The organism is Citrobacter sp. BIDMC107, assembly GCF_001037575.1.
GTDB classification, from domain to species: domain Bacteria; phylum Pseudomonadota; class Gammaproteobacteria; order Enterobacterales; family Enterobacteriaceae; genus Citrobacter; species Citrobacter freundii.
Genome location: NZ_KQ089848.1, coordinates 2,318,927 through 2,334,053, shown reverse-complemented (window position 1 = coordinate 2,334,053; position 15,127 = coordinate 2,318,927). Strand labels below are relative to the sequence as shown.

Here is a 15,127-nt window from a genome sequence, read left to right as displayed (position 1 = left end):
TACGACTATGTATCACCTTCGAGTACCGCAAACAGAAGAAGAATTGGAGCGCTACTACCAGTTTCGCTGGGAGATGCTGCGTAAACCATTGCACCAGCCAAAAGGCTCCGAACGGGATGCATGGGACGCGATGGCGCATCACCAGATGGTGGTGGACGAAGAGGGGAATCTGGTTGCGGTAGGGCGTCTGTATATCAATGCGGATAACGAAGCTTCCATACGCTTTATGGCCGTAGACCCCTCCGTGCAAGAGAAAGGGTTGGGCACGCTGATGGCGATGACTCTGGAGTCTGTGGCGCGTCAGGAAGGGGTCAAACGCGTAACCTGTAGTGCCCGTGAAGATGCGGTCGAATTTTTCGCCAAGCTCGGTTTTGTGAGCCAGGGAGAAATCACCACGCCGCAAACCACGCCGGTGCGCCACTTTTTGATGATTAAGCCCATTGCGACGCTGGACGATATTCTCCATCGCGGGGACTGGTGCGGACAGCTACAACAAGCCTGGTACGAACATATTCCATTGAGTGAGAAAATGGGCGTACGCATTCAGCAGTACACTGGGCAGAAATTTATCACCACGATGCCCGAGACAGGCAATCAGAATCCGCACCATACCCTGTTTGCCGGTAGCCTGTTTTCACTGGCTACGCTAACGGGCTGGGGACTTATCTGGCTGATGCTGCGCGAGCGTCATCTGGGTGGGACAATAATCCTGGCCGACGCGCATATCCGATACAGCAGGCCGATCACCGGGAAACCAACTGCTATTGCCGATCTGGGGTCGTTGAGCGGTGACCTCGACCGCCTGGCAAGAGGTCGCAAGGCGCGAGTTCAGATGCAGGTCGGGGTGTTTGGCGATGACACACCGGGCGTCGTGTTTGAAGGTACTTACATTGTGCTACCTGCGAAACCGTTTGGCGCATATGAAGAAGGCGGTAACGAGGAAGAGTAGGTCCTCTGGCTAAAATGTAATGTTGGGTTCATTTGCTGATGTAAAATGCGGATTATGAAAATGCCATAATCCGCATTTTGATAAAAATCGCATGCTGTCGATGATTGTATTGACGGGTATCTTCCTTAATTTCAGAACTCATGAACATCCTTATTGGCCAAGCCGCCAGGCCACATCTCGCATCACATTTCGTGCCGCCGGGCTCACCCCTGCCAACTGGAAAAAACCGTGGATAACGCCGAGATAGCGTTGGCAAGAGCACTCCACGCCTTGCTCCAGGAACCGTTGATACAGGGCTTCACCCTCATCTCGCAGTGGGTCGAATTCGGCAGTAATGATGTGCGTGGGCGGTAAACCGTTGAAGTCTTTGCGCCAGAGTGGGCTGACTTCGGGATGTAATGGATCGGTTTTCGGCATATACATTTCGTAGCCCGAAAGCAGTGTATCGCGGGTGATAATGTAATCCCGTCCATTATGGTCATAGCTCGCAAAGCTGGCAGTTGCGTCCAGCATCGGGTAGATCAGCATAAGCTGTGCAGGTTGCCATTGCCTGACAGCTTTCAGGCGTAGTGCGGTGACCAGCGCCAGGTGTCCACCTGCGCTGTCGCCAGCAAGCGTAATGTTGTCCCGGTCTACTCCCAGTTTCTGGGCATACTTCCAGATGATATTGGCCCCGGTTTCAGCATCGTTATGTGCTGCCGGGAAGGTATGCTCTGGTGCGAGGCGATACTGCACCGCAATGATCCGACAGCCGCTGTACCTGGCGAGTTGCCTTAGCTGGTTATCATGTGTGGCAAATCCACCGCTGACAAAGCAGCCGCCGTGATAATAGATAACGCAGGGGAGATTTCCCGTGCTGCCCCGCGGCGAAATAACGCGAAATGCCATGGCATCGAGTTCAATATCTTCAGCCTGTACGCGGGTTTCAGTTTCTCCGGCCAGCGCCGTACTGGCAATATAGGCCGCTCTCCGGTCATCAATATTCTGCTCACGGGAAGAAGGGCGTCCCGCCGCGATAAATGCCTCAACTAACTGCGCAATCCCGCTTTCCAGTGCCATTTTTAAATACTCTTATCTGTATGGATATACAGGTTTATAACCTGGATTACTAAGAATGAAAATGGGAAAAATAGGGGTGGGTATGATTCTGGAAAGCGGCTCGCAAAAGTAAAAATCGTTCGCGTGGAGGCTATTTTCTCGCTTTTTTCAGGTGTATGTTGTGTGGAAATTAATCGCTGATGATATACTTGAGGTATATATGAGTATGATGGCTGGGATGGATATGGGCAGAATTTTACTCGATTTATCAGATGAAGTGATTAAACGTCTTGATGATCTCAAGGTGCAGCGCAACCTGCCGCGAGCAGAACTTTTACGGGAGGCCGTTGAACAGTATCTTGAGAGGCAGGATCAGGCTGAAACCACAATTTCACGTGCTCTTGGGCTGTGGCAAGGCTGTGAGGAAGATGGTGTTGAATACCAGCGTAAACTCCGTGAGGAATGGTAATGGTCAAAGGATCCGCGCTTTTTGATACCAACATCCTCATCGATCTGTTTAGTGGGAGAAATGAAGCAAAACTAGCGATAGAAACATGGCCGCCGCAGAATGCAATCAGCCTCATTACATGGATGGAGGTGATGGTGGGTGCAAAAAAATACCATCAGGAAGCCCGTACTCGTGTTGCGCTAGGTGCTTTTAACGTGATCGGCGTTTCACAGGATATTGCTGAACGAAGCGTGAGTATCAGACAGGAATATGGGATGAAATTGCCGGATGCCATTATTTTGGCAACAGCACAGATTCATCGTCTTACGCTGGTTACGCGAAATACTAAGGATTTTGCAGGCCTATCCGGTGTGGTCACACCGTATACATTATAACCCGGGCGACTTACGCCGCCCGGTAGTGCGAAGAACTTACTCCCCTTCACCCGGGAACAGGAATGGGTTGATGGAGCTGCGGGCAAAGCCCTCTTGCTCCATATGCGCGTCCAGCATCAGTGAGGCGAGATCGTCGGCCACGGCTTCGACTTTCGGGTCTTTTTCCTGATAGAGAATCTTCAGGTAAGTCCCGCAGTCGCCGCAGCTTTCAGCTTTGATTGCCGCCTGTTCGTTATCCAGTGACCAGTAGTTCAAATCACGGCTCTGTTCGCAGTTGCTGCACTTCACGCGCACCACGTGCCACTCGGTTTCGCACAGGTTGCAATGCAGATAACGCAGACCCTGGGTGGTACCGATTTGCACCATGCTGGAGACCGGCATTGAACCACACACCGGGCAGTACTGACGCTGTTCACCGTATTCCGCACGGGCTTTGCCGGGGATCAGGCTTGCCATCTGCGCCCAGTAGAGCGACAGGGCAGCCCATATGAACGGTGCTTTGTCGCTGCTGACGGAGGCAAAATCAGAGGCAAACAGCGCGCTGGCCATTAGCTCCAGTTCCTGCTCTGAGGCTTTTTCCAGATTCTCGATCACCGCTAACGCGGGACCGCTCATCTCTGGCTTCAGCTCAGCAATCAACGACTGCAGCAGCTTTTGCCAGTGCTTGTCGCGTGGCAGGACGTGGATATCCAGCGGCGGTTTACCCTGATCGTTCGCTTCTTTGATGCGCGCGGTCAGATCCATCTGCAGCGGATGGTCGTACAGCACCACTTCCTGCGCGTGGGCGATCAGCGCGGCAAAGCGCAGGTAGTCGCCCAGCGGGTTGTTCTCGGCCAGCTCGCGCAGGCGCTCAGCGCGGCGGTTATACAAATTTTTGAGTCTGGGGAATAATAACGGCGGAATCATATCCGCCGTGCGTTTCTCGCTCTTCTCCAGCTCATCTTGCGGGATTATGCGAATACTCATTCAGATGACTTTTCCTGTTTCTGGCGGACTTCACGGTACCAGCGCGGGTGATGTTTCTTCGCCCATGAGCTGGTAACCCATCCTTCCACCATCGCGGTAATGGTGCCTTTCACCCAAAGGGCGGCGTAAATGTGCACCATGATAACCACAATTAGCGCTACTGCGGCAAATGAATGCAGCATTAACGCGAATCGGATCACCGGGATTGAGAAAGCAGGCGCAAAATACGGACGCCAGATGACCACTCCGCTCACCAGCAACAGGACCAGGAAGATAATCGCCGCCCAGAATACGCATTTCTGGCCGAAGTTATAACGTCCCGTGTCACCTACTTCCTCGTTGACGACAATCTTACGAATATTCTTCGCCCAAAAGATATCATCCCGATTGATTAGATTGTGGTGCCAGTAACGGAAAAACATGATGATAAACGAGGCAAACATGATCACGCCGACAAACGGGTGCACAATTCGCGCCAGTTGCGGAGTGCCCATGATGTGCATCAGCCAGTTAAAAGACGGGAAGAGAAAGCCCATCCCGCTCACTGCCGCCAGAATGAAGCAGAAGGCGGTGATCCAGTGGTTGATGCGTTCCGGCGCCGTGTAGCGCACGATGGTGTCACGTCGTTTCATTTGCGCACCTCGTCTTTTTCTTCATGCAGGTTGTCTTCTTCCTCTTCCGTGCGGTTTGGGCCTACACCGACGTAGTGGAAGATACTGGCCGCAAATGTCGCTGCAAAGCCGACGGCTGCGAGAGGTTTCCAGATGCCTTTCCAGAATTTCACGGTGGCGCTGATTTCCGGGTTCTCCGGCAGGCCGTGATACAGATTCGGCTTGTCAGCATGGTGCAATACGTACATGACGTGCGTACCGCCAACGCCTGCCGGATCGTACAGACCCGCGTTTTCGTAACCACGCGTTTTCAGCTCCGCCACACGCTCGCCTGCCAGCGTTTTCATCGACTCTTTAGTACCGAAATGAATCGCGCCGGTTGGGCAGGTTTTCACGCAGGCCGGTTCTTGCCCGACCACGACACGGTCAACGCACAGCGTACATTTGTAGACGCGGTTGTCTTCCGGGTTGAGGCGCGGCACGTCGAACGGACAGCCTGCGATACAGTAGCCACAGCCGATACACTGCTCGGACTGGAAGTCGACGATACCGTTGGCATACTGAATGATTGCACCTTCAGCCGGACACGCCTTCAGGCAGCCCGGATCGGCACAGTGCATACAGCCATCCTTGCGGATAAGCCACTCCAGTTTGTCGTTTTGTTCCACTTCTGAGAAGCGCATTACCGTCCAGGATTTAGCGGTCAAATCAGCTGGGTTGTCGTACACCCCAACGTTGTTGCCCACTTCATCACGGATGTCGTTCCATTCTGAACACGCCACCTGACACGCTTTACAGCCGATACAGGTGGTGACGTCGATAAGCTTCGCCACCTCTTCCTGATGGTCCCGCGCCTGAGGCGCGGGGGTGAAACCGTTAGTGGCGGAACGACGAATGATGTCTTGCGATTGATAAGCCATAGGTCGTCTCCGTTACACCTTTTCCACGTTCACGAGGAAGGACTTAAATTCCGGCGTCTGCGTGTTCGCATCACCGACGAATGGCGTTAACGTGTTAGCGATAAAGCCTTTTTTCGCCACACCTTCGTAGCCCCAGTGAATCGGAATACCGATGGTGTCGATATCCTGACCGTTGGCCTTCAGCGTGCGAATACGTTTAGTCACCACTGCTTTGGCTTTAATGTAGCCGCGGTTAGAGGAGACTTTGACGGTATCGCCATGAGAGATACCGAGCTTATTCGCCAGCTTCTCGCCAATTTCCACAAACTGTTCCGGCTGTGCGATGGCATTGAGCAGCGCATGCTTGGTCCAGTAGTGGAAGTGCTCGGTCAGACGATAGGTCGTACCGACGTACGGGAATTTATCTGCTTTACCCAGTGCTTCCGCGTCACCTTTAAAGATGCGCGCGGCAGGGTTAGAGATAACGTTCGGGTGCAGCGGGTTAGTCCCCAGCGGCGTTTCAAACGGCTCGTAGTGTTCCGGGAACGGACCTTCCGCCATCTTATCGATAGCAAACAGGCGTCCCATCCCTTCCGGCTGCATGATGAACGGACCAACGTTGCTGCCAGGTGCGGCGGCGCTGTAGTCCGGAATATCCATCCCGCTCCATTTCGCCCCATCCCATTTCAGGATCTGACGTTTTGGATCCCACGGATTCCCCTGCGGATCAGCGGAAGCGCGGTTATACAGAATGCGTCGGTTGAGCGGCCACGCCCATGCCCAGCCCAGCGTGTTGCCAAGGCCTGATGGGTCGGCGTTATCGCGACGTGCCATCTGGTTGCCTTCCGGCGTCCAGCTACCGGCAAAAATCCAACAGCCGCTGGAAGTGGTGCCGTCGTCACGCAGTTGGGCGAACGAGCTAAGCTGTTGGCCTTTCTTAACGATGACTGCACCTGTTGCCGGGTCGATAATGTCGGCCAACGCTTTACCGTTGCTCTCCATCGCCACTTCTTCCGAAGCCGGTTCGTGTGGTGTGGAGTAGTTCCAGGTCATGCTCAGCACCTGTTCCGGGTTCGCGCCACCCTGCTCGGCATACATCTTGCGCATGCGCAGGAAGATACCGGCGAGGATTTCACCATCGGTAACGGCAATCCCCGGGGCATCCGCGCCTTTCCAGTGCCACTGCAGCCAGCGACCGGAGTTAACGATAGAACCGTTCTCTTCGGCGAAGCAGGTGGACGGCAGACGGAATACTTCGGTCTGGATTTTCGACGGGTCAACATCGTTCGACTCACCGTGGTTCTGCCAGAAGGTAGACGTTTCGGTGTTGAGCGGGTCGATGGTGACCAGGAATTTCAGTTTGGACAGTGAAGCCACGACCTTGTTTTTATTCGGGAATGACGCGACTGGGTTAAAGCCCTGGCAGATATAGCCATTCACTTTGCCCTGGTTCATCATCTCGAAGTACTGCAGCACGTCGTACCCTTTATCCCACTTCGGCAGCAAGTCGAAGCCCCAGCTGTTTTCCGCTGTCGCTTTATCGCCAAAGAAGGCTTTCATCATTGAGACGAAGAATTTCGGGTAGTTGCCCCAGTAGTTCACCTGACCTTCCAGCAACGGTTTTGGCGTGTTGGCGGCAAGGTAGGTTTGCAGGTCAGTCTGTTTTTCGCTCGGCAGCGTCATATAGCCCGGCAGGCTTTGTGACAGCAGGCCTAAGTCGGTCAGACCCTGAATGTTGGAGTGACCGCGCAGGGCGTTAACACCGCCGCCGGCCATCCCCATGTTGCCAAGCAGCAACTGGATCATCGCCATGGTACGGATGTTCTGCGCACCTACGGAGTGTTGTGTCCAGCCAAGGGCGTACAGGAACGACGCGGTTTTATCTTTGGCACTGGTTTCTGCGATGTACTCACAGACCTTCAGGAAGTCAGCCTTTGGCGTACCGCAGATATTTTCTACAACATCCGGCGTGTAGCGGGAGACGTGCTGTTTCAGCAGGTTCCACACGCAGCGCGGGTGTTGCAGGGTGACATCGCGTTTGGCGAAGCCTTTTTCATCCAGCTCGTAGTTCCAGCTGGTTTTGTCATACTTGCGTTTGTCCGCGTCGTAGCCAGTGAACAGGCCATCTTCGAAACCGTAATCCTCACGCACGATCAGGCTGGCGTTGGTATAGGCCTCAGTGTATTCGCGGTTGAATTTTTCGTTGTTCAGCAGGTACAGCAAGACGCCTGACAGGAAAGCAATGTCAGTACCGGAACGAATCGGCGCATAGAAATCAGCCACCGCTGCGGTTCGCGTAAAGCGCGGATCGATCACAATCAGCTTCGCGCCGTTGTGAATTTTAGCTTCCATCGCCCAGCGGAATCCGACCGGGTGGGCTTCAGCGGCGTTACCGCCCATCACCACAACGAGGTTGGCGTTTTTAATGTCGACCCAGTGGTTGGTCATCGCACCGCGACCAAATGTTGGAGCAAGACTTGCTACCGTTGGTCCGTGTCAGACGCGTGCCTGGTTGTCGACCGCGAGCATACCGAGCGCGCGGGAGAATTTTTGCGTTAAATAGCCGGTTTCGTTACTGGAAGCGGAAGCACACAGCATCCCAGTGGAAAGCCAGCGGTTAACGGTTACGCCTTCGGCGTTTTGTGCAACGTAGTTTGCGTCGCGGTCTTCTTTCATCAGCTTAGCGATGCGGTCAAATGCCTCATCCCAGCTAATCTGTTGCCACTTATCAGAGCCTGGTGCGCGGTATTCCGGGAATTTCAGGCGACTTTCGGAGTGGATGAAGTCCACAAGTCCTGCCCCTTTCGGGCACAACGCGCCACGGTTCACCGGGTGATCCGGGTCCCCTTCGATATGGAAGATGGATGCTTTGGCGTTTTTTGCTCCGTCACCGAGACTGTACATTAACAGTCCACAGCCAACGGAACAGTAAGTGCAGGTGTTACGGGTTTCGCGGGTACGCAGCAGTTTATATTGCCGTGTTTCCGCGAGCGCTACGCCGGGTGCAAAACCCAGTGCCGCTGCCGTGGTGCCTGCCATACCGCCAGCGCAGATCTTAAAGAACTGCCTTCTGCTGACCTGCATGGTTTGCTCCTTTTTCGACATTGTCACGTTCCCTCACTTTTCCGTTACTCGAGCGTGAGGGAAGTGGTTGTTATTTTTCTTTGCGGACGGGACCGCAAAGGTCCAGAATTGGGTGAATTTCCCTCCGTCCAGGAGGGGTTTGTAAAGAATACCACAATGTTGGTATGCGTGTTCCAATATGGTTAAAAGAAAGTGAATAAGATTATTCGAGAAAACATCAAAAATGTGACGACTTTGACAGGATCGCGCCAGTTGACCCTCTGGAAACGCGAGGATTTGCAACATCCTCAGCCGGATGTCGTCGCTGAAGAAGTACCGGTTGCGCTGGTTTACAACGGGATTTCGCACGTGGTAATGATGGCGTCACCGAAAGATCTTGAGCACTTTGCGATGGGCTTTTCACTTTCTGAAGGCATTATTGAGCGCCCGCAGGATATCTACGCAATGGAAGTGGTTCCTTCCTGTAACGGATTAGAAGTGCAGGTTGAGCTGTCCAGTCGTCGATTTATGGGGCTGAAGGAGCGTCGTCGCGCGCTGGCCGGTCGCACCGGTTGCGGCGTTTGTGGCGTGGAGCAGCTCAATGACATTGGCAAGCCAGTCCAGCCGCTGCCGTTTACCCAGACATTCGATCTGACGAATCTCGATCACGCTTTACGCCATCTCAATGATTTTCAACCCGTGGGGCAACTGACAGGCTGCACGCACGCGGCTGCCTGGGTACAGCCGTCAGGTCATCTGGCGGGCGGGCATGAAGATGTTGGGCGTCATGTTGCGCTGGATAAACTGCTGGGGCGACGCGCAATCGAAGGGGAAACCTGGCAACAGGGCGCGGTAATAGTCTCCAGCCGCGCCAGCTACGAGATGGTGCAGAAGTCGGCGATGTGCGGCGTGGAGGTCCTGTTTGCTGTTTCTGCGGCGACAACGCTGGCGGTAGAAGTTGCCGAGCGCTGCAACCTGACGCTGGTGGGCTTTTGCAAACCGGGCAGGGCGACGATTTATACGCATCCACAGCGTCTGGTCGCGCAGTGACGCCACCAGGCGGCCATAATACTGCCTGAAAATGCTAGTTCCATGATTACGGCAACCGGCGAGCCAACAATCACATTGTTCAGTAGCCAACACAGGCTTCCGCACAATGTGTATCCCCGTAATTTTCCGCTGCGTTTTTGAAACGACGCAAAAGTCATCAACAGGCTTCCCATCAGCGGCAAAATACTCGACAGATTTTGCCAAAGATAAATGCTACACAGCAGCGATCCCAGCATATATCCCCACATCACCCAGCGGTGAAACGTGATGATGGCCGTCGCATAGCGGCAAGCGGCAATGATCATTAGCCCAGCCGCAGCGTGTTGATCCAAAAGATAGAAATGGATAGCTAACAGGGAAGTAGAGCCGGTGAGCAGCGTTAAAGTGATAGCCCGGCGTTGAAAATGAAAAGCGGAAATATCCAGTAAGAAGCTGATGCCAGCCAGCATCTGAGAGAGAAGAAATGCGTTCATTGTGGTCGCCATCGATTAAAGAGTGACGGGACAATAATCGACGCATCAACGTAAGGCGTTAACCTTTGTTAAGACGCTGGCGAATACGGGACAGGCTAACGGGGGTAATGCCGATATAGTTGGCGAGATCACGCTGAGTGAGCTGCGACTCCCAGTCCGGGAAGTGTGTTTGTACGTACTGGTAGCGTTGCTCTGGGGTATTGAGCAGCAGCATTTGCTCTTTTTTCTCTTTGTAGATCAATTGCTGGATCAGTAGCTGGGTCTTAATCTCCTGATTTTCCGGTGCATTCAGCAACGCCAAGGGGATTTCAGTGGTTTCTCCAGCGGCGATCATTTGCAGACTGTAATCGGCAGGCGTGTTAGTTAGCCAGTTCAGGTACAGAAAGCAGTATTCTCCGGCAAAGTAGAATTCTTTAACCCTTTCAATGCCGTTGTCCGCGTGATAAACCGCACGAGCAACACCATGATGCAAAAGATGAATTTTACTTTGTGGTTCACCTTGACGAAGTAACCAACTACCTGCCGGTTGCGTTTTTCTACGGCTGCCAGCAAGCCATTGTGATTCCTGATTACGTGACACTTTATCTCTCAAATAATTTGAATAAGACTGGCAAATCCTTCCGCTTTTAGTTGTGCGATGTGAGGGCTATTATTTATCACATCAAGGCACGGTGCCTTACTCAAACAACTAAGTTAAAGGGTTTATATCATGAAAAGCATCAAAACTTTTGTCGCAGTTATCGCTCTGGCTACTTCTTTCGGTTCTTTCGCTGCTCAGACAGTTACTGCAACCGGTTCTACGCTGGAAAGTGCTGAAGCAAAAATTGCCGCCCAGGCTGAACGTGCAGGCGCCAGCGATTATAAAATCACTCAGGCTTACACCGGTAACCGCGTGCACATGACTGCTGAACTGCTGAAATAAGATACCTCAGTACTGTCGAAAGAGCGCCCTTGAGGCGCTTTTTTCATTTCTGATATTACTGCCTGAGCAATGCAATAAACGCTTCATATCCGGTCAATCCCGCAATAGTATCAGCCTGATGGCTGCTCAGTACGCTGGATAAATAACTGAAGATTTTTAGTTCATGCCGCGCCTCGGCGGCGGCACAGGCGATCAGGACATGACTGACGGGTTCGTTATTCACCAAAATGGGCTGTGCGAGGGTGATAAAGAAACCGCGGAAACGACGCTCCTGTTCGCTCCAGCAATGAGGAATCGCCAGGCGATTCACTATCAAGTTTTCACCTTCATGCTCCCGGGCGCAAATGCGTAGCGCTTCGTCCTCAGTGATATGGCCCTGGGCCACAAGCTGGCCGCAGATCCGACCGATGATGCTCTGCCAGCTTTCGGCCTTCATATTGGCGTAATGGAAGCAGCCCTGCTGTAAAAAGAAACGTTCGGGCTGCTGGCGGATAAAGGCCGTCGCAAGGAAGTGTTTGATCTGCTCGGTACCCGCTGCGGTGATAATATTCTTGATGGTTAAGGTGTTTTTTAGAGATTCATCAAGCAGATAGTGACTATTGTTGACGATTAACAGCGGGGTGACTTCTTCGCTGATGGCGCTGACTTCACTTGTATTTCGCGCAATGATCACCCGACAATTCAGGACATCCCGCTCAATAGCCTGTTGGTTGATGGTGGCGATAGCATTCTGGTCGGATAATAAAATGACCGGCTGACGCTCGTTTTGATGCCGCTCCAGCGCACAGGCGAAGTAAAGCCCGATGAGATCGCTATCGAACAACGGGATATCCAGTTTTTCGCGCAACAGGGCGATAAAACGCAAACTCAAATCGAAAGCGGCAGGCCAGGTAGACTTCAGGTTATGCATACTGCTCTGGCGATGCTCCGGTACCCAAACCGGGGCAGAGACGCATCTCAACAGGTGGCCAGTAATATTTTCAACCAGTTGGGCATCGATAACGTTCAACGCGGCAATGCCGGGAACGCTTTTTAACAAGCAGGTCACCGCATCGGCCGAGATGGTCATTGCCTGACGTTGCCTGATTTCCAGAAGACCGATCAGGGTTCTGAAAGCGTTTTCGCCAAGGTAGACTCCTCCTTGTTCCACCGCATTTTTCAGTGATATATACCGACACTCCGGCCACGATCCGGTGAGCTGATTACGCAGGGCGTAGACTGCCAGCACCAGACTTGCCAGGTACTCTCCCGAGATGAACGGGAATTCATCAAGTTTTTCACATGCAGTGTTGAGCCTGTCGATGTTGTCTCGGGTAATACCTGGCAGTGGAATTAAGAGTGGATCTTTTTTAAGCAGATTTGCCAGCAGGATTATGCGTTTTTCTTCTGGTTCATCAATGAAATGACCGACGCCCGGGCGGCTGGCAAGACAAAAGGCGCGCTCATAGCGCTGTTTCAAACGCGGGAGACGATCTGCCACCCAGGTTTCAGGTAAATTGAGTGCTGAAGCCAGCTGTACGCGGGGTGTAAAGGTATTAAGCAGAAGAAAGGCCAGCAACCGGTCATCATTATCATGGCGTTGCAGAAGCTGAAAATAACCGCGTCTGTCGACGATATCCAGTTGATAACCCGCGTTGCCGCCAGGCTGAATACGAGCCTTACCGCTGAGGGTAAAATTGAGGTAATCAATATCACGCAGGATGGTTCGACTCGAAACGCCAGTTTGTCGCGCCAGCTCGCCCAACGGACACGGCTGCTGTTCAAGAATATCCACAATTTTTAACTGGCGTTCCGATAACATTAATTCACCTGGAGAAAGTCGGTGAAGGATTTCACTTTTTCTGCCGTCAGCGAGCTCAGCAGCTCGCGCACCAGCGTAAACAGCGCGTCGTAATCTGCTGCGGAAATCATGCCGCTGTTGGCGTGGAGATAGCGTGTCGGCAGGCAGAGTGCCGCCACCGGACGACCCCCTCCCATAACGTTATAGCGTCCGCCGTCCGTCGCCCCGGTTTTCATGGTGCAGAACTGCAAAGGCGCATCGCTGTTTTTGGCACACGCTTTTAACGCGGCGACCAGCTGTTGATTGGGAAAATAGCGCTTATCGAACAGCATCAGGCCAGGGCCATCGCCAAGCTTGAGCGGGTATTTGATGGCGTCGATTCCGGGCACATCGCCCGCAACTGCGGTATCCAGCACTATCACCACGTCGGGCTTGATATGCTCGGCCGAGGTTTGCGCTCCGCGCAGCCCGACCTCTTCTTCCACGCTGCCCACGCCGTACAGGGTAATGTCAGGGTTATCGACGGTTTGTAACAGCTCAGCCATCAGCGCGCAGCCGACGCGGTTATCCAACGCTTTACCGACGATCTTATCTTCGCCCCAGCGAGCGAAATTGGCTTCCGGGCTAATGAAGTCACCGATCGCAATCCCGTATTTTTCTACTTCTTCGTGGCTGTTAGCGCCAATATCGATAAACATCTCGTCAAAGGTCAGCGGCTGCTGTTTCTGCTTTTCCGTCAACGCGTGCGGAGCGACGGAGCCGATAATACCAGGGATTTTAAATCCCTTGCGTGTGCGAATGGTGACCCGGTGGTTCAGCATCGACTGGCTCCACCAACCACCAATGGTGGTGAAGCGCAAAAATCCGCTCTCGTCGATATGCGTGACCATAAAGCCGACTTCATCCATATGGCCGACAACCGCCACCTTCGGCCCGCGGTTGCCTTTGCGGGCGACAAAGCTACCGAGGCCGTCGAAGGTGATTTCATCGACGCTGGATTCCAGCGCGTTAATGAGAAGAGTACGAACTTCCTGTTCATCGCCGCTGACGGCGCTGGCTTCGCATAACTGCTGAAGTAACTCAATGTTCATGGGCAAGCTCCTGCTGCGCGGCTTTACGTTTCAGCCACAACCCTTTCAGGATAATAATTAACGAAATGTTCAGTGCCAGACCGATAGCCAGCACCAGGTAAAATGATCCCGCCGGAGACATCAGGCCAATCAGCGGATCAAAGATACCTAAACCCGGCGCGAGGCGTTTGATTCCAAAGGCGATAACCAGCATGCCGGTAACGCCACCGGAGAGCGTATTGGCGGTAATCATCGGCAGCGGCGCGGCCAGTGCGTAGGGGATGGCCGGCTCGGTAGCGACGGTGGCGCCGACGACAATCGCACTGCTGGCGGCGGCCTTCTCCTGTTGCGTAAACAGTTTAGGCGCTAAATAGGTAGCGATTCCCGCCGCGACGGGCGGCATCAGCGCCACCACGCCGACGATGGCGTACCAGTCATAGATATGTTTTTCCAGCAGTGAGAAGCAGAAGAACCAGGCCGTTTTATTGATTGGCCCGCCCATATCAAATGCCAGCATCGCACCAACGAGGAAGGCCGCGCCCATTTTCATGGATGGAGGAATGGTGTTCAGGAAGTGCAGCAGACCGCCCATGATGTCGGACATCACCGGGCCGATGACGTAGTAAGTCAGTACGCCGAACACCAGTAAAGTGACAAACGGGATCAGCATAGAACCAAGCAGTGGCTGTAGCGCTTTGCCGAGGCGAACCTTGCGAAACCAAAGGACAAAGTAGCCAATTGCCAGCCCGAGTACGACCGCGCCGAGAAATCCTGCGCCGGACTGCGTACCCAGCAGGCCTTTATCGTTCGCCAGATAACACACCAGAAATGCTGGGGCAAAAGCGGGTTTATCGGCAATCGACCAGGCAATATATGCCCCCATAATCGGGATCATAAAGGTAAAGCCCAGATAGCCGATCGATTCAACAATCCAGGTGAACGACGGCGCGCCTTTCGACATATCGGTATAGGGCAAACCGAACTGCACCAGCATATTGGCGATGGCGACCAGAATACCGCCGCCGATAACAAACGGCAGCGCGGCGGAAACGCCCGCCATCAGGTGGCTCATTACGCTACCGTGCTGGACCTCCTGTTTTCCCAGTTTCACGCTGCTATCGGCGGCGAAAAGTTGGGAATGCGTCGGTAACTGCGTAAAAATCAGGTCGATATTTTTTAGCGCCTGGGAAATGGCGATTTCATAGACTTTTTTCCCGGCAAAACGTGCCCGGTCTTCGCCGCTCAGGCCGCGACCGGTGGCCAGAATGACATAATCGGCAGCGGCAATCTCTTCATTGCTCAGGCGGTTTTCGACGCCGCTTGAGCCCTGGGTTTCGACTTTAATCGTGTGGCCGAGCGAGCGCGCTTTTTGCTCCAGCGCCTCTGCCACCATATAAGTGTGGGCGATCCCCGCCGGACAGTTGGTGATCGCCACTAAACGTAAGGATGACTCCATAGCCGCG

Annotated in this window: 15 protein-coding genes; 5 read left to right on the top strand and 10 right to left on the bottom strand. The window is 53.5% G+C overall.

Annotation, left to right across the window (positions count from 1 at the left end):
• The first annotated feature begins 7 nt into the window (after nt 1–7).
• On the top strand, nt 8–949 hold the full coding sequence (gene fabY, locus SK39_RS10820) for a fatty acid biosynthesis protein FabY (RefSeq protein WP_003825286.1): 942 nt from the start codon (nt 8–10) through the stop codon (nt 947–949).
• A gap of 150 nt (nt 950–1,099) precedes the next feature.
• Here fabY and SK39_RS10815 read toward each other — a convergent pair whose 3' ends face one another.
• A complete protein-coding gene (locus SK39_RS10815; protein WP_003847901.1) occupies nt 1,100–2,008 on the bottom strand; it encodes an alpha/beta hydrolase in 909 nt (302 codons plus the stop codon).
• Between the two features lie 205 nt (nt 2,009–2,213).
• Here SK39_RS10815 and SK39_RS10810 point away from each other — a divergent pair, with 205 nt between their 5' ends.
• Complete coding sequence (locus SK39_RS10810) at nt 2,214–2,456, top strand: ribbon-helix-helix domain-containing protein (RefSeq protein WP_043018956.1); 243 nt, start codon at nt 2,214–2,216, stop codon at nt 2,454–2,456.
• Nucleotides 2,456–2,830, top strand: coding sequence for a type II toxin-antitoxin system VapC family toxin (locus SK39_RS10805; protein ID WP_003028682.1), 375 nt, complete (start codon nt 2,456–2,458; stop codon nt 2,828–2,830). The genes SK39_RS10810 and SK39_RS10805 overlap by 1 nt, the downstream gene beginning before the upstream one ends.
• A 36-nt stretch (nt 2,831–2,866) precedes the next feature.
• Here SK39_RS10805 and fdhE read toward each other — a convergent pair whose 3' ends face one another.
• The 4 genes from fdhE to fdnG are packed head-to-tail and all read right to left on the bottom strand — an operon-like array spanning nt 2,867 to nt 8,390.
• Nucleotides 2,867–3,796: a formate dehydrogenase accessory protein FdhE gene (fdhE, locus tag SK39_RS10800; protein ID WP_003028685.1), complete on the bottom strand. Its 930-nt coding sequence runs from the start codon at nt 3,794–3,796 to the stop codon at nt 2,867–2,869.
• On the bottom strand, nt 3,793–4,428 hold the full coding sequence (fdoI, locus tag SK39_RS10795; protein ID WP_003028686.1) for a formate dehydrogenase cytochrome b556 subunit: 636 nt from the start codon (nt 4,426–4,428) through the stop codon (nt 3,793–3,795). The genes fdhE and fdoI overlap by 4 nt, the downstream gene beginning before the upstream one ends.
• A complete protein-coding gene (gene fdoH, locus SK39_RS10790; protein ID WP_003847898.1) occupies nt 4,425–5,327 on the bottom strand; it encodes a formate dehydrogenase O subunit beta in 903 nt (300 codons plus the stop codon). The genes fdoI and fdoH overlap by 4 nt, the downstream gene beginning before the upstream one ends.
• Before the next feature lie 12 nt (nt 5,328–5,339).
• Entirely contained in the window at nt 5,340–8,390 is a 3,051-nt protein-coding gene (gene fdnG / locus SK39_RS10785) for a formate dehydrogenase-N subunit alpha (RefSeq protein WP_085952512.1), read from the bottom strand.
• A gap of 192 nt (nt 8,391–8,582) precedes the next feature.
• Here fdnG and fdhD point away from each other — a divergent pair, with 192 nt between their 5' ends.
• A complete protein-coding gene (fdhD, locus tag SK39_RS10775; RefSeq protein WP_003847897.1) occupies nt 8,583–9,419 on the top strand; it encodes a formate dehydrogenase accessory sulfurtransferase FdhD in 837 nt (278 codons plus the stop codon).
• Here the strand turns inward: fdhD and SK39_RS10770 are convergent.
• Together SK39_RS10770 and SK39_RS10765 are read right to left on the bottom strand one after the other, a co-directional pair.
• Nucleotides 9,386–9,892, bottom strand: a complete 507-nt coding sequence (locus tag SK39_RS10770) for a YgjV family protein (RefSeq protein ID WP_003847896.1) — start codon at nt 9,890–9,892, stop codon at nt 9,386–9,388. The genes fdhD and SK39_RS10770 overlap by 34 nt on opposite strands.
• A 58-nt stretch (nt 9,893–9,950) precedes the next feature.
• Complete coding sequence (locus tag SK39_RS10765; protein ID WP_003847894.1) at nt 9,951–10,472, bottom strand: Crp/Fnr family transcriptional regulator; 522 nt, start codon at nt 10,470–10,472, stop codon at nt 9,951–9,953.
• 129 nt (nt 10,473–10,601) lie between these two features.
• Here SK39_RS10765 and SK39_RS10760 point away from each other — a divergent pair, with 129 nt between their 5' ends.
• Complete coding sequence (locus SK39_RS10760) at nt 10,602–10,814, top strand: YdgH/BhsA/McbA family protein (RefSeq protein WP_003825262.1); 213 nt, start codon at nt 10,602–10,604, stop codon at nt 10,812–10,814.
• Nucleotides 10,815–10,869: 55 nt separating this feature from the next.
• Here SK39_RS10760 and SK39_RS10755 read toward each other — a convergent pair whose 3' ends face one another.
• The 3 genes from SK39_RS10755 to SK39_RS10745 are packed head-to-tail and all read right to left on the bottom strand — an operon-like array spanning nt 10,870 to nt 15,120.
• Complete coding sequence (locus SK39_RS10755; protein WP_003847892.1) at nt 10,870–12,615, bottom strand: putative frv operon regulatory protein; 1,746 nt, start codon at nt 12,613–12,615, stop codon at nt 10,870–10,872.
• Nucleotides 12,615–13,685 carry an aminopeptidase gene (locus tag SK39_RS10750; RefSeq protein WP_003847889.1) on the bottom strand — a complete coding sequence of 357 codons (1,071 nt, stop codon included), beginning with the start codon at nt 13,683–13,685 and terminating at the stop codon, nt 12,615–12,617. The genes SK39_RS10755 and SK39_RS10750 overlap by 1 nt, the downstream gene beginning before the upstream one ends.
• A complete protein-coding gene (locus SK39_RS10745) occupies nt 13,675–15,120 on the bottom strand; it encodes a PTS fructose-like transporter subunit IIBC (RefSeq protein WP_003847888.1) in 1,446 nt (481 codons plus the stop codon). Before SK39_RS10745 ends, SK39_RS10750 begins: the two co-directional genes overlap by 11 nt.
• Nucleotides 15,121–15,127 lie beyond the last annotated feature (7 nt).

Bases quoted from the DNA above. Each gene is read 5' to 3' on its own strand.
- fabY (WP_003825286.1), top strand. From the start codon at position 8: ATGTATCACCTTCGAGTACCGCAAACAGAAGAAGAATTGGAGCGCTAC.
- SK39_RS10815 (WP_003847901.1), bottom strand. From the start codon at position 2,008: ATGGCACTGGAAAGCGGGATTGCGCAGTTAGTTGAGGCATTTATCGCG.
- SK39_RS10810 (WP_043018956.1), top strand. From the start codon at position 2,214: ATGATGGCTGGGATGGATATGGGCAGAATTTTACTCGATTTATCAGAT.
- SK39_RS10805 (WP_003028682.1), top strand. From the start codon at position 2,456: ATGGTCAAAGGATCCGCGCTTTTTGATACCAACATCCTCATCGATCTG.
- fdhE (WP_003028685.1), bottom strand. From the start codon at position 3,796: ATGAGTATTCGCATAATCCCGCAAGATGAGCTGGAGAAGAGCGAGAAA.
- fdoI (WP_003028686.1), bottom strand. From the start codon at position 4,428: ATGAAACGACGTGACACCATCGTGCGCTACACGGCGCCGGAACGCATC.
- fdoH (WP_003847898.1), bottom strand. From the start codon at position 5,327: ATGGCTTATCAATCGCAAGACATCATTCGTCGTTCCGCCACTAACGGT.
- SK39_RS10770 (WP_003847896.1), bottom strand. From the start codon at position 9,892: ATGAACGCATTTCTTCTCTCTCAGATGCTGGCTGGCATCAGCTTCTTA.
- SK39_RS10760 (WP_003825262.1), top strand. From the start codon at position 10,602: ATGAAAAGCATCAAAACTTTTGTCGCAGTTATCGCTCTGGCTACTTCT.
- SK39_RS10755 (WP_003847892.1), bottom strand. From the start codon at position 12,615: ATGTTATCGGAACGCCAGTTAAAAATTGTGGATATTCTTGAACAGCAG.
- SK39_RS10750 (WP_003847889.1), bottom strand. From the start codon at position 13,685: ATGAACATTGAGTTACTTCAGCAGTTATGCGAAGCCAGCGCCGTCAGC.
- SK39_RS10745 (WP_003847888.1), bottom strand. From the start codon at position 15,120: ATGGAGTCATCCTTACGTTTAGTGGCGATCACCAACTGTCCGGCGGGG.